The sequence below is a fragment of the Thalassotalea algicola genome (assembly GCF_012932965.1).
Classification (GTDB): Bacteria; Pseudomonadota; Gammaproteobacteria; order Enterobacterales; family Alteromonadaceae; genus Thalassotalea_F; species Thalassotalea_F algicola.
This window is the reverse complement of record NZ_JABBXH010000002.1, coordinates 685,727-706,311: the sequence shown is the minus strand read 5'-3', so window position 1 is coordinate 706,311 and position 20,585 is coordinate 685,727. Positions and strand designations below refer to the sequence as shown.

Annotated in this window: 19 protein-coding genes, 2 tRNA genes and 1 pseudogene; 13 read left to right on the top strand and 9 right to left on the bottom strand. The window is 38.5% G+C overall.

The features are described 5' to 3' along the window. Positions 1 to 140 precede the first annotated feature (140 nt). From HII17_RS07855 to HII17_RS07815, 9 genes are all read left to right on the top strand, one after another. Entirely contained in the window at positions 141 to 635 is a 495-nt protein-coding gene (locus HII17_RS07855) for a FixH family protein (RefSeq protein ID WP_169074782.1), read from the top strand. Then, positions 635 to 3,019 carry a heavy metal translocating P-type ATPase gene (locus HII17_RS07850; protein ID WP_169074781.1) on the top strand — a complete coding sequence of 795 codons (2,385 nt, stop codon included), beginning with the start codon at positions 635 to 637 and terminating at the stop codon, positions 3,017 to 3,019. Before HII17_RS07855 ends, HII17_RS07850 begins: the two co-directional genes overlap by 1 nt. Next, on the top strand, positions 3,016 to 3,237 hold the full coding sequence (ccoS, locus tag HII17_RS07845) for a cbb3-type cytochrome oxidase assembly protein CcoS (RefSeq protein WP_169074780.1): 222 nt from the start codon (positions 3,016 to 3,018) through the stop codon (positions 3,235 to 3,237). Before HII17_RS07850 ends, ccoS begins: the two co-directional genes overlap by 4 nt. Continuing rightward, positions 3,234 to 3,905 carry a sulfite exporter TauE/SafE family protein gene (locus HII17_RS07840; RefSeq protein ID WP_169074779.1) on the top strand — a complete coding sequence of 224 codons (672 nt, stop codon included), beginning with the start codon at positions 3,234 to 3,236 and terminating at the stop codon, positions 3,903 to 3,905. Before ccoS ends, HII17_RS07840 begins: the two co-directional genes overlap by 4 nt. A gap of 41 nt (positions 3,906 to 3,946) precedes the next feature. Next, complete coding sequence (fnr, locus tag HII17_RS07835) at positions 3,947 to 4,663, top strand: fumarate/nitrate reduction transcriptional regulator Fnr (protein WP_169074778.1); 717 nt, start codon at positions 3,947 to 3,949, stop codon at positions 4,661 to 4,663. Positions 4,664 to 4,808: 145 nt separating this feature from the next. After that, positions 4,809 to 5,738: a universal stress protein UspE gene (uspE, locus tag HII17_RS07830; RefSeq protein ID WP_169074777.1), complete on the top strand. Its 930-nt coding sequence runs from the start codon at positions 4,809 to 4,811 to the stop codon at positions 5,736 to 5,738. 122 nt (positions 5,739 to 5,860) lie between these two features. Further along, positions 5,861 to 6,754, top strand: coding sequence for a tRNA 2-thiocytidine(32) synthetase TtcA (gene ttcA / locus HII17_RS07825; RefSeq protein ID WP_169074776.1), 894 nt, complete (start codon positions 5,861 to 5,863; stop codon positions 6,752 to 6,754). A gap of 114 nt (positions 6,755 to 6,868) precedes the next feature. After that, positions 6,869 to 8,161, top strand: coding sequence for an NCS2 family permease (locus tag HII17_RS07820; RefSeq protein ID WP_169074775.1), 1,293 nt, complete (start codon positions 6,869 to 6,871; stop codon positions 8,159 to 8,161). 4 nt (positions 8,162 to 8,165) lie between these two features. Further along, positions 8,166 to 8,927: an outer membrane protein OmpK gene (locus HII17_RS07815; RefSeq protein ID WP_169074774.1), complete on the top strand. Its 762-nt coding sequence runs from the start codon at positions 8,166 to 8,168 to the stop codon at positions 8,925 to 8,927. Positions 8,928 to 8,972: 45 nt separating this feature from the next. Here HII17_RS07815 and HII17_RS07810 read toward each other — a convergent pair whose 3' ends face one another. The 6 genes and pseudogenes from HII17_RS07810 to HII17_RS07790 all read right to left on the bottom strand — a co-directional run bounded on the left by HII17_RS07810 (position 8,973) and on the right by HII17_RS07790 (position 13,991). Beyond that, on the bottom strand, positions 8,973 to 9,815 hold the full coding sequence (locus HII17_RS07810) for a glucosaminidase domain-containing protein (RefSeq protein ID WP_169074773.1): 843 nt from the start codon (positions 9,813 to 9,815) through the stop codon (positions 8,973 to 8,975). 23 nt (positions 9,816 to 9,838) lie between these two features. Then, a complete protein-coding gene (locus HII17_RS07805; protein ID WP_169074772.1) occupies positions 9,839 to 10,627 on the bottom strand; it encodes a hypothetical protein in 789 nt (262 codons plus the stop codon). Positions 10,628 to 10,972: 345 nt separating this feature from the next. Further along, on the bottom strand, positions 10,973 to 11,524 hold the full coding sequence (locus HII17_RS07800) for a DUF1415 domain-containing protein (protein ID WP_169074771.1): 552 nt from the start codon (positions 11,522 to 11,524) through the stop codon (positions 10,973 to 10,975). A 26-nt stretch (positions 11,525 to 11,550) separates the two neighbouring features. Next, entirely contained in the window at positions 11,551 to 12,270 is a 720-nt protein-coding gene (locus tag HII17_RS19385; RefSeq protein ID WP_408033884.1) for an ATP-binding cassette domain-containing protein, read from the bottom strand. 195 nt (positions 12,271 to 12,465) lie between these two features. Beyond that, positions 12,466 to 13,329 (bottom strand): annotated as a pseudogene (locus HII17_RS19380) (ABC transporter transmembrane domain-containing protein); the annotation flags it as partial. Between the two features lie 65 nt (positions 13,330 to 13,394). Then, a complete protein-coding gene (locus HII17_RS07790) occupies positions 13,395 to 13,991 on the bottom strand; it encodes a GTP cyclohydrolase II (protein ID WP_169074769.1) in 597 nt (198 codons plus the stop codon). Between the two features lie 219 nt (positions 13,992 to 14,210). On the opposite strand from HII17_RS07790, the gene HII17_RS07785 reads away from it, so the two are divergent. After that, the gene (locus HII17_RS07785; protein WP_169074768.1) at positions 14,211 to 14,423 is read left to right on the top strand and encodes a hypothetical protein; all 213 of its coding nucleotides are present in this window, start codon (positions 14,211 to 14,213) and stop codon (positions 14,421 to 14,423) included. On the opposite strand, the gene uvrB is transcribed toward HII17_RS07785, so the two are convergent. Both uvrB and HII17_RS07775 read right to left on the bottom strand, forming a co-directional pair. Further along, a complete protein-coding gene (gene uvrB, locus HII17_RS07780) occupies positions 14,424 to 16,424 on the bottom strand; it encodes an excinuclease ABC subunit UvrB (RefSeq protein WP_169074767.1) in 2,001 nt (666 codons plus the stop codon). After that, positions 16,421 to 17,797, bottom strand: coding sequence for an MATE family efflux transporter (locus tag HII17_RS07775; protein ID WP_169074766.1), 1,377 nt, complete (start codon positions 17,795 to 17,797; stop codon positions 16,421 to 16,423). Before HII17_RS07775 ends, uvrB begins: the two co-directional genes overlap by 4 nt. 567 nt (positions 17,798 to 18,364) lie before the next feature. On the opposite strand from HII17_RS07775, the gene HII17_RS07770 reads away from it, so the two are divergent. From HII17_RS07770 to HII17_RS07760, 3 genes are all read left to right on the top strand, one after another. Next, positions 18,365 to 18,441: transfer RNA gene (locus tag HII17_RS07770), tRNA-Asn, on the top strand. A gap of 73 nt (positions 18,442 to 18,514) precedes the next feature. Next, positions 18,515 to 18,591 (top strand) — tRNA-Asn (locus HII17_RS07765). A 218-nt stretch (positions 18,592 to 18,809) separates the two neighbouring features. Beyond that, positions 18,810 to 20,060, top strand: a complete 1,251-nt coding sequence (locus tag HII17_RS07760) for an alpha/beta hydrolase-fold protein (RefSeq protein WP_169074765.1) — start codon at positions 18,810 to 18,812, stop codon at positions 20,058 to 20,060. Positions 20,061 to 20,082: 22 nt separating this feature from the next. On the opposite strand, the gene HII17_RS07755 is transcribed toward HII17_RS07760, so the two are convergent. After that, positions 20,083 to 20,529: an Lrp/AsnC family transcriptional regulator gene (locus HII17_RS07755; protein WP_169074960.1), complete on the bottom strand. Its 447-nt coding sequence runs from the start codon at positions 20,527 to 20,529 to the stop codon at positions 20,083 to 20,085. Between the last annotated feature and the right edge of the window lie 56 nt (positions 20,530 to 20,585).

The following is a 20,585-nucleotide window of genomic DNA, read 5'->3' as shown; positions in this document are numbered from 1 at the left end:
AATAGTTATTTAAAAGCGCCTTGTTGAATTTTCAACAAGGCGCTTTTTATTATTTAGACCATTACATATTACGAATTTACTTGGGTCAAGATTCGAAAAAAGATACAATACGACCCCAAATTTACTGATAAAAATAGTCAATGAAAACACCTTGGTATAAAGAGCCCTGGGCTTGGTTAGTCTTTTTTCTCCCCCTATCAGCAGTAATCGCAGGTATTACTACGTTAATAATTGCTAATACCGATCCAGATGATCTCGTTGTCGGTGATTACTACAAAAAAGGTAAAGCAATAAATATCCAAGTTTCCAAAGTTAAGCATGCACAAAAGTTAGGTATGAAATTTGGGCTAAAACTGGCAAATAATGAATTGATTATTACTCCTTTAGGTATTGAGAGGGAGTTCCCAATTATTAATGCTAATTTTTATCATCCTACTCAACAAGAAAAAGATTTTTATTTAGCACTTACACCTGACGGTAATGGCGATTTTCGTCATACGTTTGACCAAAAAGTTTCAGGAAAGTGGCGAGTAACAATTTCGTCATTTGAAAATAACTGGAAGATTCAATCAACCATTGCCTTGCCTCAGGCAAACTTTATCGAGTTAATACCGAACCCTGCTGAAGCTCAATAATGTCAGAACCTTGTTTTCATTGTGGTGAGCCGATACCCAACGGTATTGTGCTCAATGTCGATATAAATAACGCCGCTAGAGCAATGTGTTGTGCGGGCTGCCAAGCCGTCGCAGAAACTATTGTTGCCAATCACCTTACTGACTACTATAAATTTCGCACTGAAAACGCTCCTAAAGGTTCGACATTGGTGCCAGACCAGCTAAAACGCAATAGGCTTTTGGATGATGATAACTTACAACATGAGTTTACCCATCAGTCAGGTGAAAATCGAGAAACTATTCTCACCGTAGACGGCATAAGCTGTGCAGCATGTGCTTGGTTAATTGAAATGAAACTGGAACAAGTTGCAGGTATCCATAATATTTCAGTAAACGCTACAACTCAACGAGCAACGGTTACATGGCAAAATGAAATAATTAAGCTGAGTAAAATCATTGAACATATTGAGCGACTTGGTTACCACGCACTTCCATTTAAAGCTAGTGATGTCGAACAGCAAAACATCGAGCAAAGTAAGACATTTATCAAACGATTAGGCATTTCTGGCATTTTAATGATGCAAGTAATGATGATCGCCATTGGTTTATACTTTGGCGCCTTTTCAGATATGTCTGAGCACAATTTAGTTTACTTGCGTTACACAAGCCTGCTACTAACCACCCCTATTATATTTTATGGTGCATTTCCATTTTATGTCGGTGCCATAAACGCTATAAAGGCCCACAGGCTCTCGATGGATGTCCCTGTTTCTATTGCGATATTACTTGCATTTTTTGCTAGTGCTTGGGCAACAATTATGCAAAGTGGCGAGGTGTACTTTGAATCAGTGTCGATGTTCACCTTCCTATTGTTGATTGGAAAGTTCCTAGAGTTCCGTGCTCGTTCTAGAGCTGCTCAAGTCTCGGCTAACTTGTTAAAACTAATGCCAATGACGGCAACAAAGGTTGTTAATGGTGTTGAATCATTTGTCACTGCTAAGTCGTTAGCGGTTAATGACCAAGTAATGATTAAACCCGGAGAAACTGTACCTGCTGATTGCATTATAGAAACAGGAAATAGCCACTTAAATGAAGCTATGTTATCAGGTGAGCAAAAGCCTGTTGCAAAGCAAAGTGGAGAAAATATTTATGCCGGTACGATTAATGGCGACGGCAACCTAATTGCTCGCGTAAAGCAGCCTGGTACCAATACTTTTCTTAGTCAATTAATTCGTTTAAGCGAATCATCACAAGCTCACAAGCCTAAAATTGCACAACTTTCAGACAAAATTGCCCAATATTTTGTGGCATTAATTTTAATAACATCAATTTTTACTGCGTTATATTGGCAACAACACATGCCAGAAGAAGCATTCTGGATAACGCTTTCAGTATTAGTAGCCACATGCCCTTGTGCCCTTTCACTTGCCACTCCTACGGCTTTAACTTGTGCTACGACTCGCTTAAACCGTGAAGGCATAATGATAAAATCAGGACATGTAATGGAAACCATTCCTGAGGTAGACCTTTTTGCTTTTGATAAAACAGGCACCCTAACCAAAGGTGAATTTACTGTGGCTAAAATCAAACGATTTAACCAGCAGTATTCAGAGCAGCAATTATTAACACTTATTGCCGCACTAGAGGCCCATTCACAGCACCCTATCGCTAATGCTTTTAACGAATTTCGTGATTATTCAATTAATGCAGCGAAAGTTGAAGTGCACCCGGGGCTTGGTATATCAGGCCAAGTACAAGGCCTAAACATTAAGTTAGGTAAAGCAAGTTGGCTGCTAACCCAGCAACATGAAAATGACGGTAATAACGCGCAAATAGTAGTCGTTATCAATGAAGAAACCTGCGCAGCTCTATATCTAACAGATACTCTTCGCGATGATGCAGAGAAAGTACTAAATAAATTAAAACAACAAAACACCTCAACGTTGATGCTATCAGGTGACAGTGAAACCGGCTGTGCTAATGTTGCTAATGCATTACCTATCGATCAAATTCACGCCAGCCTAACAGCCCATGAAAAAATGTCGATTATTAAGGAAAGAAACAAAGTTCACACGACAGCAATGGTAGGTGATGGCGTCAATGATACTCCCGTATTTAGTGCCGCTCATGTCTCTATCGCTATGGGCAGTGGAACTGACGTAGCAAAAAGTGGTGCAGATGTAATTTTGCTCAATAATCAATTGTCATCGCTCAATACCTTAATTAATATTGGCAAATATACTCGACGTATCATTTGGCAAAATTACGGCTGGGCTTTTGGCTATAACGCAATAGTATTGCCATTAGCCGTCATGGGCTATATAACGCCATATATGGCGGTTATTGGTATGTCTGCTAGCTCGATATTAGTTGTTACAAACTCGCTACGGTTGTTAAAGAAATGAGTGTAATTTACGTTTTAATCCCTATCGCTATTATTTTAACAATAATAGGCATCTACCTATTTTTCTGGGCTGTTAAGTCTGAACAATTTAATGATTTGGAGAAAGAAGGTTTAAGTATTCTTTTTGACGACGAACAACTAAAAAATAATTCTCAAGATAAGCCTCAAACGGCTCAAAATAGCACAATCGATGAAACGGAAGATAACATTAACAAATGAATATTGATTTGTTATCAGCGTTTGCCATTGGCCTTTTAGGTGCAGGTCACTGCCTTACTATGTGTGGTGGCGTGTCGGGTATGTTACTGTCAGCACTACCTAATCAAGAGCGCATACGAAAATGGCCGCTAATTTTAAGCTATCATGCAGGTCGTATTCTCTCTTATAGCCTAATTGGCGCAGCGGTTGGCTTTACAGGTTCATTGGCTGCGAAAAGTATTGGTGTACCGCTTAATGCGATGAGATTGATATCTGGTATTTTTTTAATTTTACTCGGTTTATACCTAGGTCAATGGCTTTTCATTCTAGCCAAAATAGAAAATGCCGGAAAATTTGTATGGCAGCATATTTCACCATTAGCCAAAAAATGTCTGCCGGTAGATTCACCTACTAAAGCGCTTTCATTGGGGCTTGTCTGGGGCTGGCTACCATGCGGGCTAGTATATTCAACATTGACTTGGTCAGTAGCTAGCGGCAGTGGCTCTCAGGGAGCGCTAATTATGGCAGCATTCGGATTAGGAACACTTCCCGCAATGATTTCATTATCTGTTGGTGTGTTTTCAGTCCAGTCGTTACTTAAATCGAAATATTTTAGAAAAACAACGGCTATTTTGATGATTGTTTACGGAATGTATACAGTTCAGGTTGCCTACCAAGCTATGATTTAATATCATAGTCAGGTTAAATTTATCATGGTCGAGTTAGATTAATGTCACAGTCGTGCGCACACAAAAGTCACATTCATTGTCAAAATTGTAGTATCAGCGAATTATGCTTACCTTTTTCATTAAACGAAAAAGAGCTGGATACCCTTGATAATATTATTGATCGTAAACGCCCTATTCGTAAGGGTGAAAAAATATTTCAAGATGGCGAAGCCCTCCACTCGTTGTTTGCAATTCGTTCAGGTACATTTAAAACATTTACCATTGATTCAAACGGTGAAGAGCAAATAACAGGCTTTCACTTAGCAGGCGACCTACTCGGTTTTGATGCGCTGGCAAATAGCGAACACCAAAGCTTTGCACAAGCGCTTGAAACAGCGATGGTTTGTGAAATCCCATACAATACGCTTGATGAATTATCAAACTCAATGCCTTCACTTAAACGTCAAGTGCTTAGATTAATGAGTAATGAAATCTTGACTGATCAAGATATGCTTTCACTACTTAATCGTAAAAATGCGGAACAACGTTTAGCAACATTTTTATCGACGCTTAGTTCTCGTTATAAAGAACGAGCCCTTTCACCTTCTGAATTTCGATTAACAATGACACGTGGTGATATTGGTAATTACATTGGTCTTACCGTTGAAACCATCAGTCGATTGTTGAACCGCTTCCATAAAGAAGGTTTAATTACTATTGACGGAAAATTAATAATAATTAACGATATCGACAAATTACATCAAGTGGCATTACTTTAGTTTTTGCCACTTTTCTAAACCACGTTTCCATACTATGCTATTGAGTATACGTACTCGGTGATTCTATTTGTTGATTTAAAACAAATTATTTATCACTTAAAGCAGGCACACTGTTTTTAAACTTAATGTGGTGGTGAGGCATAACATGGAAACGTATAAAAACATTCTTGTTGTAATTGATCCTACAACTGATGAGCAAAAGGCGTTAGGCCGAGCGATAGACTTGTCAATTAAGACAAATGCTAAGCTTACAGCATTTCTTAGCATTTTTGATTTTTCTTATGAAATGACAACCATGCTTTCAAGCGATGAACGTGAATCAATGCGCCAAACTGTCATCAAAGATCGCAAAGTTTGGATAGAAGAACGAATTAAAGCGTTAGGTGCACAGGACAAAGGTATCGATGTTAAAGTTATCTGGCACAATAGACCCTTTGAAGCAGTAATCGACCAAGTACTCAATAGCAATCACGACATTGTAGTTAAGGGTACTCACGAGCACGACAAGTTGAAGTCGGTGATATTTACACCTACAGATTGGCATTTACTAAGAAAATGCCCTTGCCCACTACTATTGGTAAAAGATCACTCTTGGCCTGCCAACGGAAACATTTTGGCCGCTGTAAATGTAGGGAGTGACGAACATGAACATCAATCACTTAACGAAATTATCACTAAAGAAGCAAAACATTTAGCAAATGTTATTAATGCCAACGTTCATTTAGTTAATTCCTTCCCTGGCACACCTGTAAATATTGCGATTGAAATTCCAGAGTTTGATGCAAGCCAATATAACGACACTATGCTAAAGCACCATCAAGACGCCATGGCTGAGCATGCTGAAAAATATGGTATTAACAAAGAACACACTTATGTCAAAGAAGGCTTGCCTGAAGATGTCATTGAGAGTTTATCTCAGAAGCTCGATGCAGAATTAGTCATTTTAGGTACAATTGGGCGCACAGGTTTATCCGCTGCGCTTATCGGTAATACCGCAGAGCATGTTATCGATAAGCTCAACTGTGATGTGTTAGCACTTAAACCAGCCGACTACATTTCACCATTACAAAGCTAATACCATAAAACTCTAATACAAAAATAACCAACATGCCTCTTACAATTGTTGGTTATTTTTTACTTATCATGTAAGCCCTTTCCCTTTATAATACGCGCCGATTTATCTAGGTAGTTTTAAATATGATTGACGCAGACAATAGAAAAGCAGTGTACGAAGCAAACAAATTGCAAAAGCGCCTTCGTAATAAAGTCGGCAAAGCTATTGCAGATTACAACATGATCGAAGAAGGTGATGTGGTAATGGCAGCAATTAGTGGCGGCAAAGACTCTTTTGCTATGCTCGATATATTACTTGGTTTACAAAAAGCGGCACCTATAGACTTTAAAGTAATCGCTGTAAACCTAGATCAAAAACAACCTGGCTTCCCAGCGCACATATTGCCAGACTACTTTGAATCACTCGATATTCCCTACTACATTATTGATAAAGATACTTACTCTGTAGTAAAACAAAAAGTGCCTGAAGGCAAAACAACCTGTGGCCTTTGTTCACGACTTCGCCGTGGTACTCTTTACTCGTTTGCTGAAGAAATTGGTGCGACGAAAATAGCACTTGGCCATCATATGGATGACATAGTTGAAACACTATTCCTAAATATGTTTTTCGGCGCTAAACTAAAAGCTATGCCGCCAAAGCTAAGAGCAGACGACAGTCGAAATACGGTTATTCGCCCACTTACTTACTGTCGCGAAAAAGATCTTATTGATTATGCAGAATTAAGGCAATATCCAATAATCCCTTGTAACTTATGTGGCTCACAAGAAAATTTGCAACGCCAAAACATCAAGGCAATGCTGACACAGTGGGATAAAACTTCTCCCGGCAGAATTGAAAACATTTTCAAATCTATTAAGAACGTAAGTCCTAGTCAATTAGCCGACACAGCACTATTTGATTTTATCAATCTACCAATTGATCGCAGCAACCCAAGACAAGATTACGATTTTTCAAAAGAAGTTGTGTCTTCTACCAACATCGATGATTCTCTTATTATTGATATATCTAATATCTAGCCATTTTTATATATGGTGGTAGGTGTATTGCCACCAATTAAACATTGGAGCATGGAACGCAAATAAAAAAAAGCCGACTATACTTGGCTTAAACAATAATATAATCAATCTATTATGCTCGAAAATCTCTTTAAACTTTCTGAAAATCAAACCAATGTTCGACAAGAAGTTATTGCAGGTATTACTACGTTCCTAACCATGGCTTATATCATATTTGTTAACCCAACAATGCTCGCTGACGCAGGTATGGATCATGGGGCAGTATTTGTTGCAACATGTGTTGCTGCAGCTATCGGCTGTTTTATCATGGGTTTCATTGCAAATTATCCAATAGCTTTAGCTCCAGGTATGGGATTGAATGCATTCTTTACTTATACCGTAGTATTGGAAATGGGTTACACCTGGCAGGTAGCATTAGGTGGCGTGTTTATATCAGGTATTATTTTCGTAATTTTAAGCATTTTCAAGATAAGAGAGTGGATCATAAACAGCATACCTCAGGCGCTTCGTTTTGGTATTGCTGCGGGTATCGGCTTATTTTTGGCTTTTATCGGGCTAAAAAGCGCAGGCATTGTCGTTGACAACCCTGCCACCTTAGTAGATATGGGTGATGTAACAGCCTTACCTGCTTTAATGGCTGCACTTGGCTTATTTCTCATTGTAGCTATGGCCAGTCGAGGTATTAATGGCGCCGTAATGTATTCAATATTAATCATTACTGGCTTAGGAGTGCTGCTTGGCGACGTTGCATTTAATGGCTTGATGTCAATGCCACCAGATATCGCCCCAACATTTATGCAACTAGATATAGCCGGGGCAACCGAAGTTGGCATGATAAGCATCATTTTTGCTTTTCTCTTCGTCGACCTATTTGATACCTCAGGTACTTTGATTGCTGTAGCGCAAAAAGGAAAATTACTAAACGATGACGGTTCACTTCCGCGACTAAATAAAGCACTTTTAGCCGACTCTTCTGCGACAATTGCAGGTAGCATGTTAGGTACCTCAACAACTACCAGTTATGTAGAAAGTGCATCTGGTGTAAGTGCTGGCGGGCGTACAGGGTTAACCGCTGTCGTAGTCGGATTACTGTTTTTGCTTGCACTATTGTTCTCGCCGCTTGCCGGTATGGTGCCAGCTTATGCAACAGCAGGACCTTTATTCTTTGTGGCAGTGTTAATGCTCTCAAGTCTTGCTCATATAGACTGGGACGATTTATTAGATGCGGTACCAGCAGCACTTATTTGCATTACCATGCCACTCACATTTTCTATAGCACATGGCATCGCTTTTGGTTTTATCGCCTATGCCGCCGTAAGGATTTTCGCAGGAAAATACCAGCAACTATCTAAAAGTGTTTTAGTATTAGCTGCGTTATTTATCGTTAAATTCATTTATTTTGGATAAAACTATGAACAATAAAATTTTTATGCTTGCTGTAGGTGCGTTAATGTCACTAAATGCAGTGAACGCAGAAACACTATTTAGCTCAAACAGTTTAACGTACTTAAAAAACACTAGTGATTTTGAAGTATTAACCAACGACGATATTAATGTTTTCACGCTAGAACATGCTTCAGGGCATAACTGGGGTGACGTTTTTATGTTTGTCGACCGCATTGATGCTAAAGCTGATAACAACGCGCCAAGGCATAAAGAAACTTATGGTGAACTATCAGCACGATTGAGCTTTGATTATGCATTTAACCATAAAGTCTCGTACGGCCCATTAAACGACCTTTTTATAGCTGCTACATGGGAGCACTCAACCTTATCAGAGCCTAGCTTTTCTAAAGGTTTTGATAATTACCTATTAGGTCTTGGTTCGTCATGGACTATTCCGGGGTTTGCATATTTTGGCGCTAACCTATACCAAGTTAACAACGAGTTGGCAGACAATGATGTTCAACTTACCGTGACCTATGGTTATCCTATTAATTTCGGCAAGCATAAACTAATGATTGATGGGTACTTTGATTGGTCGTCTGCAGCTGATGACCACGCAGCAGATTTCCATTTCAACCCTCAGATTCGTTTAGATATTGGAAATTACTTTGGTAAGCCGAATGCTATAACAGCCGGCATTGAATATAGTTACTGGCGTAACAAGTTTGGTATTGATGGTTTAGATAACGAAAGTGTCGTTAGTGCAATAATAAAAGTATATTTATAAAAAAGGGGCTACTAAGCCCCTTTTTCATGATTACTATCAATTATTTTAAGGCGAAGTTGCAGGTATTGTAGTTATAGGAGTTAGGTACTGGCGGTTATGTCTTAACATATCTGATATCTCCATAACATAGTCAGAGCCACGCTCAGAGTATGGTAACAAGCCGGTAGCCAAAATTTCAGGAATTAGTGGCTGCTCTTGTTCTCTCAATTGCTGCCTAATTGTTCTAAATACCTGATAAGCATTGTTGGTATTGATATTGTGTAAATATCTTTTTACCGCATCATCTACGCTCTGAAAAGCTTCAACTTCATGGTTTGCTCCACTATTGCGCGAACGAGGAACCATGCCACAACCTTTTTGATAACACCAGATGCCGAAAAAATTTAAACCAATTCGAGCAAATCTTGACGTTCCCCAAGCAGATTCATTAGCTGCCTGAACCAACACAAGTGCAGTAGGTATTTCATCAACCTTAGCTATTAAAGCGTTTAACTGTTGCATAAGGCTGTCTTTTTGACTCACCCGGTAACGAGTGGCGAGTAGTTCCAACGCACTATATTGCTCATCGCTTAATATTTCTTCAAGGGATACTTGTTCAAGCATTTTTAGCAATAGGGTTCTTTCTTTACGAATTTGGTCGTTTTGAATTTCCACTGCTGGGCGAATAAATGAAAAGAAAGCCAATTTCTTTTGCTTTATATCTTTTATATCAGCAAAGTTTGGTAATGCAACGTTATGAAGCGGCTTTTCCGGAGTAACAGGCTTTTTCACTTCAGGTTTAACTGCAACAGTTTCTTCCTTTAGGTATTGCGGCTTAAATATAAACGGCCAGGCCAATAAAAATATAAAGGCAACGACTGTACTTATTAATAATAATTTCCTTAACATCTTTTATCCTAAATCCTTTAGGTCTACGCGACGAACGTGTCATTGCCAACTTGCTGATCATCAGCAACGGCGTGAATTTTCATGCCAAATATATCCCGATAAAGTATCCCTTTAACATTGAAGTACAGTGGAGCTAAGTAAGACATCAATACAAAAAATAATACAGCAGCAAAGATACTTAAAGAAGATCCTTGAGCTAAGGCGAGTGGTAAAATCGCAACCACCAAAATAGCGACTAATGCTAAGTAAACAGTAAAAATATTGAACCACTGAAAACGCAGTGCCTTAATTGACAAAACTATTGCTTTGGCAGGCGACAACCGCTTTTCAACAACTAAAGGTATAGTTAAGGATAGAACTACCGCGAGAAAAATACCGGGAAAAATTAACAGTTGTAGGCCTAAGCTAACGAAAATAGACGTCATTACTGCACAAATCGCTACCCAGCTACCACGGCGTAAAAATGCAAAAACCAATTTAGGCTGTGTTTTAACACCAACAGCATGTAAAACCCCCATCATCTCTACGCCCGCTAAGAAAGGCCAGATCACAATTGTTACAACCAAATTAAGGATCATACTTGCTTGGGGGTTTTCAAAGATATGCTCGATACCACCTAAATATTGACCAAGCACAACGGATGCAAGCATGCCTAAAACAAGCACAAACAGTAAGCCAATATTAATTGTCCAACGGGTATTCCCCGTTTTTTGCCAAGCTTCGGTTAGCACTTGTTTAGGGTTGATTTTATAATCACCTTTCAATGCTTTTTCTATATCCCCGCCAACTTGAATGATAGTATCCTTTTCCACTAATAAAGCCTTATTTAGCAATCTCTTATGTACTATTTTATAGACATAAGTTAAACATCAATTAGTGGCTATTGTACCTGATATGAAGAATAATTGTTGATAGAAATTTCCTTAGAAAGTAACAAACAACATTAAAATAGCTAAAGGTTTTGTTTTAATTGAATGCTGTAAAATTGCCGTTAATCATCAAGGCTATCAAAATGGAATCGTTTACCTAGAGACAATGCGCTCATTAGTCTTCTCCTTACTAGTCGCTACTATTGTATGAATTTTCAGCAATAAAACTATCAGGGAGGATACCAAGTTGTTACAACGTGTACCGAATTTAAACGACTTGGAAACTCATTACATTTTGTGAACGCTAGCCAAAAACTGTTTAAAAAACTTAACGCCCTTTTCATGAGCTAGCTCGATGTTATCTTGAGGTATCTGTTCAGGATTTTTATAAACGGCTAGTACCTTTTCCATACTCGGCTCCCGAATTAGGTGAATAGTTGGGAATGGTGAACGGTTAGTATAGTTACTTGGTGATTGCTCTGATTCCCCTTCAAAAATATAATCAGGGTGAAAGCTCGCTATTTGAATCTCACCTTCTAACTCTAATGAGACTAACAGATCGTTTGCGTAATCTACCAGATCCAAATATCTGCCAAAATCTCTAAAACCTGTGGCATACACGACCAAGCTAGTTTCAATTTCAGGGTGTTCAATCAAAAACTGCATTTGCTCGGCAAGCTCATGTAATGCTTGCTCTATCATCCCATGTTTACTGGCATGATAATGAATCGTGTTGTTAACAAATTCTTTTTTAGCAAACGGACAAAAATTTAGACCAATAACAATTTCTTCTAACCATCGCTTTGTTTTTTCAACTGCAGGGTGTAAGTTTGAGGACATTTATAACTCCGTTAATTAATCAACTTTTAGCTTTGCTGTTGAAGCATCCACATCGAATGATAGGCACCCTGCTTGGCTAATAGGAAATGATGATTGCCCTGTTCTATAATTTTGCCATGTTTCATGACGATGATATTGTCAGCATCGACAACTGTAGACAACCGGTGTGCTATCACTAGACTTGTTCTATTTTTGCTTACTTGTTTAATGGCTGTGAGAATTGCTTGCTCTGAGTGACTATCAAGCGACGATGTTGCTTCATCAAAAATCAATACTTCAGGATTTTTTAAGATGGTTCTTGCTATGGCAACACGCTGTTTCTCACCTCCAGATAATTTTAATCCCCTTTCGCCAACAATCGTTTTGTCACCTTCTGGTAACGAGTCAATAAAGCTATCTAAATGAGCTAACTTAATTGCTTGCTTAACCTCTGATTCATCAGCTAATGGGTTGCCATACTGAATATTTGCGAACAACGTGTCGTTAAATAAAACCGTATCTTGTGGGACAATACCAATATGTTTTCGCAAGCTATTTTGCGTGACTTGTTTTATATCTTGAGCATCGATACAAACTTTTCCCGAATTAACGTCATAAAAACGAAACAGTAGTTTTACCAACGTAGACTTACCTGACCCACTATCACCTACTACCGCAACTTTTTGACCTGGTAATACACTAAATGACACTTTATCTAAAACCTGTCGCTTACCATCATAACTAAAACTAACGTCCTCGATATCTATTTGGCCACCAGAAACGTCTAAGGTACTTGCATTAGGTATATCTGTAACTTTGGGTGCCTTAGACAACAAACCAAACATATTCTCAATATTAGCCATCGAGCCTTTAATTTCTCGATAAACAAACCCCAGAAAATTCAGCGGCATAAAAAGCTGCATCATGAACGCATTTATTAAGACGAAGTCACCCAGTGTCATTTGTTGATAAGTCACTTGGTAGGCAGCCATTGCCAACATAACGGTCATCGACATTGCTATAATTAAGGCTTGCCCGCCATTAAGGGCAAATAACGTTAAGCGATTCTTAATCTTTGCCTGTTCCCATTTAGCCAACTGCTCATCATAAGCATTTGCTTCGTATCTCTCATTGGTGAAATATTTGACCGTTTCATAGTTAAGTAAACTATCAATGGCTCGCGTGTTACTTGAAGAGTCTGCTTTATTAGCTTCTCGTATATATCGGGTACGCCACTCGGTCGCTTTGACCGAATACGCAACATAGCAACTAATAGAAAGGATGACAGCTAACGAGAAATAGGCACCATAGTTATAACCTAATATGCCAACAACTAAGACGATTTCGAACAAGGTCGGGACGATATTAAAAACCATAAAGCGCATTAAAAAGTTAATGCCCGATGTACCTCTATCTATATCGCGAGATAAGCCACCAGTTTGTCTATTTAAATGAAAATCTAACTCTAGTCGATGTAAGTGCTGAAAGACCTTCAGTCCAATACGCCTAATTGCACGCTCAGTGACTCGGCCAAATAAGGTATCTCGAATTTCAGCAAACAAAACGATAGAAAAACGCACTAGGCCATAGGCGGCGACTAACCCCAAAGGCACCACCAGCAAACTTTGCTTGCCATTAACATCTAAAGTATCAACTAAGTCTTTGAGGATAAAAGGAAGATATACACTGGCAATTTTAGTCAAAATAAGACAAGCGACAGCAATTCCTATTCGGGCTTTAAACTCTAATAAATATGGCCACAGCGTTTTTAACACTCGCCAGTCAATTTCATTAACTTCAATATCAGGATGATGACTGCGGCGCATAGAGTTCCTATAAAATATCGTTATTTAAAGCGTTTAAAGTTAAAACCTATCAACGCTCTAAATTTTTAGTCTAATTTAATATTGTGTTTACCGTGCTGCTGTTTAGCTGCTAGATATTCGGCATTATCTGACTTTAAGTGAACTCGAGTATTTACCACTTCTTTAACATCAACATGGTCTGCTAATGCTTTTGCTTTTCGAGGGTTGTTAGTTAGCAATTTAAGTTGCTTTATGTCTAGCGCATTTAACATTGCAATAGCATGTTCAAAGCTGCGCTGATCGTCGTCAAACCCTAAGTGATTATTGGCTTGATAGGTATTTAGACCTTGGCTTTGCAATACATATGCATCAATTTTATTATACAAACCGATGCCGCGGCCTTCTTGACGCATGTATAAGATGACACCGCCTTCTTCCGCCATTTTTTCTATACTCTCATCGAGCTGTTCGCCACAGTCACAACGAGAAGAATGAAAGACATCGCCAGTTAAACATTCAGAGTGTACTCGAACAAGTGGAACATCTTGCTTTAAATCGGCTTGCTTAAATACCATAGCCACATGCTCGTTGTCTTTATCAAAACATGTGAAACTAAGAATTTCTGCATCAATATCGCTGTTGTGCCCAACCTTTAGGTTAACTCGGGCTCTTATTTCTGACATATAGTTGTTAAATCTCTGTTTGCATATTGATTGGTATTTCTTACAACCAATAAATTTGGATGCGGAATTTTACCCCTTGTTGGAATAAATGGCGACAATAATATTACCGCTTTATAACTTCGACAATTATCTCTACGCTTTAAAATAACCAATGAATATAACCTTTCCAGCCCAATAGACTAAACTTAAAGAGGTAGCCACAACCATGAGGGTCTCTTTATGAGTGCTATATGGAAAAACCATGCCATGCATTTAGCCAATATGATTAATTGCAACAAAGAAACGCAAGCTCATTTATATTTGGAACAATTGATGCTGTTTCCCGTTGATGTGCAAGATAAAATCATCGAAGAAATAAGTAACCTGGCTCACTGCAACAGTGAAGCTGTAGCGGATATTATTGGTCGCTACTCCATGCCAGAATTAAAATAATTAACGTTGTAATTGCAGATCACGTAATTTTGCAACTTCATCTCTAACTGCGGCAGCTTGTTCAAATTCTAAGTTTTTAGCGTGTTCTATCATAGTTGTTTCAAGCTGCTTAACTTTCTCTTCAATTTCTTCAAAAGAAAGTACCTTATAGTTTGCTTGTTTCTCAGCAACCTTGTTGGCAATTAGCTGTTGTTCAGGATCTAAGCCTACATCCATAACATCAGTGATTTTTCTTATCACACCTTTAGGTATTATACCTTTCTCTTTGTTATAGCTGTCTTGCTTTTCTCGTCTTCTATCAGTTTCATCTATTGCTCGACGCATTGAGCCCGTAATTCTATCTGCGTACAAAATTGCTTTACCATTAACATTTCGTGCAGCCCGGCCAATTGTTTGTATTAGTGAACGTTCGGAACGCAAAAAACCTTCTTTATCGGCATCTAGAATAGCCACTAATGAAACTTCTGGCATATCTAAGCCTTCACGGAGCAAGTTAATACCGACTAATACGTCAAATTTCCCTAAGCGAAAATCACGTATTATTTCCACTCGTTCTACCGTATCGACATCTGAATGCAGGTAACGCGTTTTAACATTATGCTCATCAAGATAGTCAGTTAAGTCTTCTGCCATGCGTTTTGTTAAGGTGGTAGCAAGTACCCTTTCACCGATCGGTACACGTTTATTAATTTCAGATAATAGATCGTCAACTTGCGTATCTACTGGACGCACCATAATTTCAGGATCTAATAAGCCCGTCGGTCTGACAACCTGCTCTGCTATTTCGTCACCTGACTTTTCGATTTCATAGTTACTAGGTGTTGCCGACACGTAAATGGTTTGAGGTGCTAATGCTTCAAATTCCTCAAATTTCATTGGACGATTATCAAGGGCAGAAGGTAAACGAAAGCCATACTCAACAAGATTTTCTTTACGAGATCTATCGCCTTTATACATAGCACCAATTTGCGGTACTGTGACATGTGATTCGTCAATCACGAGTAAACCATCATCAGGTAAGTAATCAAATAATGTCGGCGGCGCTTCGCCCGATGCTCGACCAGATAAGTAACGAGAGTAGTTTTCTATACCTGAGCAATAGCCCAATTCAGTCATCATTTCAATATCAAACTGGGTACGTTGAACTATTCGTTGCTCCTCTATTAACTTGTTGTTGTCTTTTAATTGTTTTGCACGGTCTTTTAATTCAATTTTAATCGAATCAACAGCAGCTAGTATCTTTTCTCGTGGCGTTGCATAGTGAGTTTTTGGGTATACAGTTACTCTGGCCAATGCTCTTTCTACAGCACCAGTTAGTGGGTCAAACTCACTAATTTTTTCTACCTCTTCATCAAATAGCTCTACGCGAAGCGCTAAACGATCCGATTCCGCCGGAAATATATCAATCACATCACCGCGAACTCGATATGTTGCTCGTTGAAAGGCCACATCATTTCGTGTGTATTGCAGTTCAGCCAGTCGGCGCAAAATATCACGTTGGTTAATGATATCGCCTTGTCGTAAATGCAACATCATTTGAAGGTAGGAGTCGGGATCACCTAAACCATAAATCGCTGATACAGACGCAACAATAATGACATCTCGGCGCTCTAACAATGCTTTAGTCGCTGACAGACGCATTTGTTCTATATGGTCATTTATCGACGCATCTTTCTCGATAAAAGTATCTGTCGTAGGTACATACGCTTCAGGTTGATAATAATCATAATAAGAAACAAAGTATTCTACGGCGTTATTAGGGAAGAACTCTTTCATTTCTCCATATAGCTGAGCAGCCAATGTTTTATTGGGTGCCAACATCATGGTCGGACGATTTAATTTGGCTATCACGTTGGCCACGGTAAATGTTTTACCTGAACCCGTAACTCCTAATAGGGTTTGATGTGCTAATCCTGATTCAATGCCATCTAGTAATTGTTCTATTGCTGTTGGTTGATCGCCATTAGGGGTATATTCAGAAACTAACTGCAAATCCTTCATGTTGATTGAGGCTCCACATCAATATTTTGATCAATAAATTGACGAGTAAAAGAATAATAAGAAACAAAAGCCATAACTAAATTACCTAACAGGGCTCCAACAAAGAATCCTTCAATACCGTAAAATTTGCTACCTAAATAAGCCAACGGCACGTAACAAACAAATAATCGAATAACAGACAACACAAGTGCAACCATAGGTTTATGCAATGCATTAAATGATGAATTAGTCAAAATGATAATACCCTGTAACCCATAGCCTAACGGCAGGGTATAAATAAACAATTCTATTAAATCAGCCACCGCTTGCTCTTTAGCAAAAGCATTAGCAATATACGAAGAAGCTAAAATAAGTAATGCATAAATTAATACTTGCCAAAACATAACGAATTTAACAGAGGTTCGATAAGCTTGTTCAACTCGCTCCATGTTACCGGCACCAAAATTTTGGCTAATAAAGGGAGGTAATGTCATCGACATGGCAAGTACGACTAAACTAGCAATTGACTCAATACGAGAGCCTACCCCAAACGCAGCAACTGCCGATTCACCATAGCCAGCAATGATTGCGGTCATCACTGCTGCAGCAATAGGCGTTAACATATTAGCCCCCGCGGCTGGTAACCCAATATGCAAAATACGTTTACAAGCATTAAGAAATGTTTGCAATGGAATAAAATGACCATGAATTAATTGACGTTTTCGTACCAAAATATTTAATACTAAAGCTAAGCCAAATAACCAAGAAATAAGCGTAGCTATTGCTGCTCCTTGCACGCCCATGGCAGGTACTGGTCCAAATCCGAAAATAAATACAGGATCTAGTACAGCATTAATTAGGCCTGCACTTCCCATAACAATACTTGGTGTTCTAGTATCGCCTGACGCGCGTAACACCGCATTGCCTATCATAGGACCAATAAGGCAAATACTGCCTAAATACCAAATATCCATATATTCATGAATTAACGGCAATAAGCTTTCACTAGCTCCTAACAGTAAAAATATTTCATCGGTAAAATAAAAGCCAACTGCAGATAATGCTGACACTATAACTGCCGCTAAATACATAGCGCTTGTCGCGCTATCCTTTGCCGCTTCTTTATCTTTAGCGCCAAGATATCGAGCAATTACAGCCGATGTGCCTATTCCTAAGCCTATAGTTAAGCTAATCACTGTAAATGTAATAGGGAAGGTAAAACTTACAGCAGCAAGTGGCTGAGTACCAAGTAATCCAACAAAGAATGTATCGACTAAATTAAACGTCATAAGCAGTACCATTCCGTAAATCATAGGAATGGTCATATTTTTAAGCGTTTGTCCTACTGGATCTTCTAGTAAGTCTATTTGGTGCTTATGTGTTTTATCTGTCATTAAAAGGCAGTTACTTTTACTAAGAACGAAAGAAGCTATTGTAAAAGATAGTGGTAAGAGTCGCTATCGCAAACTTTAATTTCAAGCAAAATTGACCGTATTCAATTGTAAAACTTAATGTAAAGCGACACATTAGTTACATTATTACATAAGAAAAAATTGAAATAACACACAGATATAGCTGCAATTCAGCTGTTTGATTAAATAATATGCGCTATGTTGTTATTTCCTACACTTTCGTATGTATGTCATTGTTATACAACAAATTAATTAAATTACACTTAGAAAACATCATTTGGCTACACCCCCTATTACTTCGTTGGAGTTACTATTTATTACACTTTAACTCACACAGTTATCCACAACTTAGGTGGATAACTATCTTAGAGTTGATAATTTCGTATTCATCTATGGCACTTGAGCAAATTAAAGTCTAATTGCTTACAAAGCAGGCAAACAGTCCGATATTTAAAATTTTTGTCATTTTTGTGTTGACAGTCTCATTATCGATCTTTAATATTCCGCCCCGTTAACGAGACGCAAGCTTGTTAACGGAATAAACACTATTCCCCTGTAGCTCAGTTGGTTAGAGCGGTGGACTGTTAATCCATGTGTCGTCTGTTCAAATCAGACCAGGGGAGCCAAATTAAAAGTAATGGTAGTAAACTATTGTTTAGTACGGTTACGAGAGTTAAAAGCTCAAAAGTAAAAGTTTATTCCCCTGTAGCTCAGTTGGTTAGAGCGGTGGACTGTTAATCCATGTGTCGTCTGTTCAAATCAGACCAGGGGAGCCATTTAAGGAAAGGCCGCATTATGCGGCCTTTTTTGCGTTTATATCCCGCTCGTTGCGGTGGACTTTACTATTCAATCTTGCATGTCACGCACTATTTTCCATTAATTTACTGTTACTCGTCCTTTTTTTATTTACGTTCATCCCAGATTAGTTTACGAAAGCTTACACAGCGCCTAGCTTGAACTTATGCAAAAGGCATTATGCTAAAAGGAATTTAAAATGGATCGTATAAGAATCTCGCTGGTACTATTAAGTTTAATAGGCGCTTTTGCCAAAGCTAGCGAAATTAACCGTAATGAGTACACCAGTTATCCTGGAAAGGTAATTACTCAACAATCGAAAGTACTAAAACAAGCACGCAAAATTCACATCTACTTACCTGAAAAGTATCAAGATTCTACATCATCGTATCCTGTTTTATATGTGTTAGATGGTCAGTGGCACTATACTAACGCGGTAGCAATTCTGCAGTCACTAAGAGTCCCTGATGCACTACCTGAAATGATCGTTGTCGGGATTGAAAACAGTGAACCTATGCGCCGAACTTGGTTTGGCAACCGAGTGGAGACGTTCCAAGAATACTTAGCTAGTGAATTAATCCCCTTTATTGATCAAAATTATCGTACAACCAACGAGCGTATACTATTTGGATGGGAAGCAGGTGCTGCATTTGCAACTTATGCACTTGTAGAAAAGCAACAGTTATTCAATGGTGTCATCGCAAGCAATGGTGGCTATTTAACCGATAACGAGCTAAAACAATTCAATGAATTAACACCTTCTAATGAAAAGTATCTGTACCTTGTAAACTCTATTAAAGACATTTATTCGATTCGATACAGCAATCAATTGGCAGATAAACTTAAGCAAACACAATCGAAAACACTAAATTGGCAATACGAATTAATTAATGATGAGACACATGAATCTCTTCCCTATACGGCTATGTATAAAGGCTTAAGATACTATTATCGAGGCTTTCCTACATTAGCGTTCTCTTCTATTGATGAATATGAGCAACTTGGTGGTATGAAGTATCTAAAATCCTACTTTATGAAACGAGGACAAAGGTTTGGCTTTGAACCTGAAATTGACAACGCTACTAAAAACAACCTTATATGGCTCGCTTGGAACAGAGACAACTATGAGTATTTCGAAAAATTCATGGAAGTGTTTAAAGACGTACTCTCGACTAAACGCTATGACTCAGCATACTGGCAAAATCGCTTTGGACGATTTTACTTAAAACATCAAAACTTTAGTAAAGCCAAATTATATTTCAGTGAAGCGATCACAAAGTACCCAGAAAATGCACTTTTACATCAAGGCTTGGGAAAGGTTTATCTCGCTAATGGCGAGCTAGAACTCGCTAAATCAAACTTCGCTAAAGCAGTAAAAATAGCAGAGAAGAACTCTGATCCTAAATTAAAAGAATTTGAAAAAGATTTATTAACCCTTACCAATCAATGATTAACTTTTATAGCGAGTGCTGCTAAATGCTAGTAAGCAAGATGCTGGTTTCACTCGCTATAATTCCTTCTATTTCCCTAACTATCCGTAAAATGCGATCAAACTCAGTTAGGTTAGTTGTAGTAATTTCAGCGACCAAATCCCACTTACCATTAGTCGTATGCAATTTAGCCAATTCTGGGATACCTCGAAGTTTCTGGATAACTTGTGCTGTCGAGCGGCCAACCACTTCAATCATCATTACCGCGCGAACCACATTTTGATCGATATCTTGATGTGCTCTTATGGTGAACCCCAGTATTCCGCCAGTATTTACTAATTTATCAATTCGGTTTTGAACCGTAGAGCGAGATACGCCTAATTTTTTAGCTAAAAAAGATACTGATGCTCGTGCATCCGCCCTTAATAAAGCGATTAATGACTGGTCTAAGACATCATAACGATGTGGATTAAGTTTTTTCTGCTCAATGTTGTCACTTTGCACAACACCACCTAACAAATTGCTCAATTTAAGTATCAATTTAA

Excerpts from the sequence above, each read along its gene's own strand:
- fnr (WP_169074778.1), top strand. The coding sequence starts at position 3,947 with ATGTCACAGTCGTGCGCACACAAAAGTCACATTCATTGTCAAAATTGT.
- uspE (WP_169074777.1), top strand. The coding sequence starts at position 4,809 with ATGGAAACGTATAAAAACATTCTTGTTGTAATTGATCCTACAACTGAT.
- HII17_RS07775 (WP_169074766.1), bottom strand. The coding sequence starts at position 17,797 with ATGACAGATAAAACACATAAGCACCAAATAGACTTACTAGAAGATCCA.
- HII17_RS07815 (WP_169074774.1), top strand. The coding sequence starts at position 8,166 with ATGAACAATAAAATTTTTATGCTTGCTGTAGGTGCGTTAATGTCACTA.
- HII17_RS07840 (WP_169074779.1), top strand. The coding sequence starts at position 3,234 with ATGAATATTGATTTGTTATCAGCGTTTGCCATTGGCCTTTTAGGTGCA.
- HII17_RS07850 (WP_169074781.1), top strand. The coding sequence starts at position 635 with ATGTCAGAACCTTGTTTTCATTGTGGTGAGCCGATACCCAACGGTATT.
- HII17_RS07820 (WP_169074775.1), top strand. The coding sequence starts at position 6,869 with ATGCTCGAAAATCTCTTTAAACTTTCTGAAAATCAAACCAATGTTCGA.
- ccoS (WP_169074780.1), top strand. The coding sequence starts at position 3,016 with ATGAGTGTAATTTACGTTTTAATCCCTATCGCTATTATTTTAACAATA.
- HII17_RS07855 (WP_169074782.1), top strand. The coding sequence starts at position 141 with ATGAAAACACCTTGGTATAAAGAGCCCTGGGCTTGGTTAGTCTTTTTT.
- ttcA (WP_169074776.1), top strand. The coding sequence starts at position 5,861 with ATGATTGACGCAGACAATAGAAAAGCAGTGTACGAAGCAAACAAATTG.
- HII17_RS07800 (WP_169074771.1), bottom strand. The coding sequence starts at position 11,524 with ATGTCCTCAAACTTACACCCTGCAGTTGAAAAAACAAAGCGATGGTTA.
- uvrB (WP_169074767.1), bottom strand. The coding sequence starts at position 16,424 with ATGAAGGATTTGCAGTTAGTTTCTGAATATACCCCTAATGGCGATCAA.
- HII17_RS07810 (WP_169074773.1), bottom strand. The coding sequence starts at position 9,815 with ATGTTAAGGAAATTATTATTAATAAGTACAGTCGTTGCCTTTATATTT.
- HII17_RS07785 (WP_169074768.1), top strand. The coding sequence starts at position 14,211 with ATGAGTGCTATATGGAAAAACCATGCCATGCATTTAGCCAATATGATT.
- HII17_RS07790 (WP_169074769.1), bottom strand. The coding sequence starts at position 13,991 with ATGTCAGAAATAAGAGCCCGAGTTAACCTAAAGGTTGGGCACAACAGC.
- HII17_RS07760 (WP_169074765.1), top strand. The coding sequence starts at position 18,810 with ATGGATCGTATAAGAATCTCGCTGGTACTATTAAGTTTAATAGGCGCT.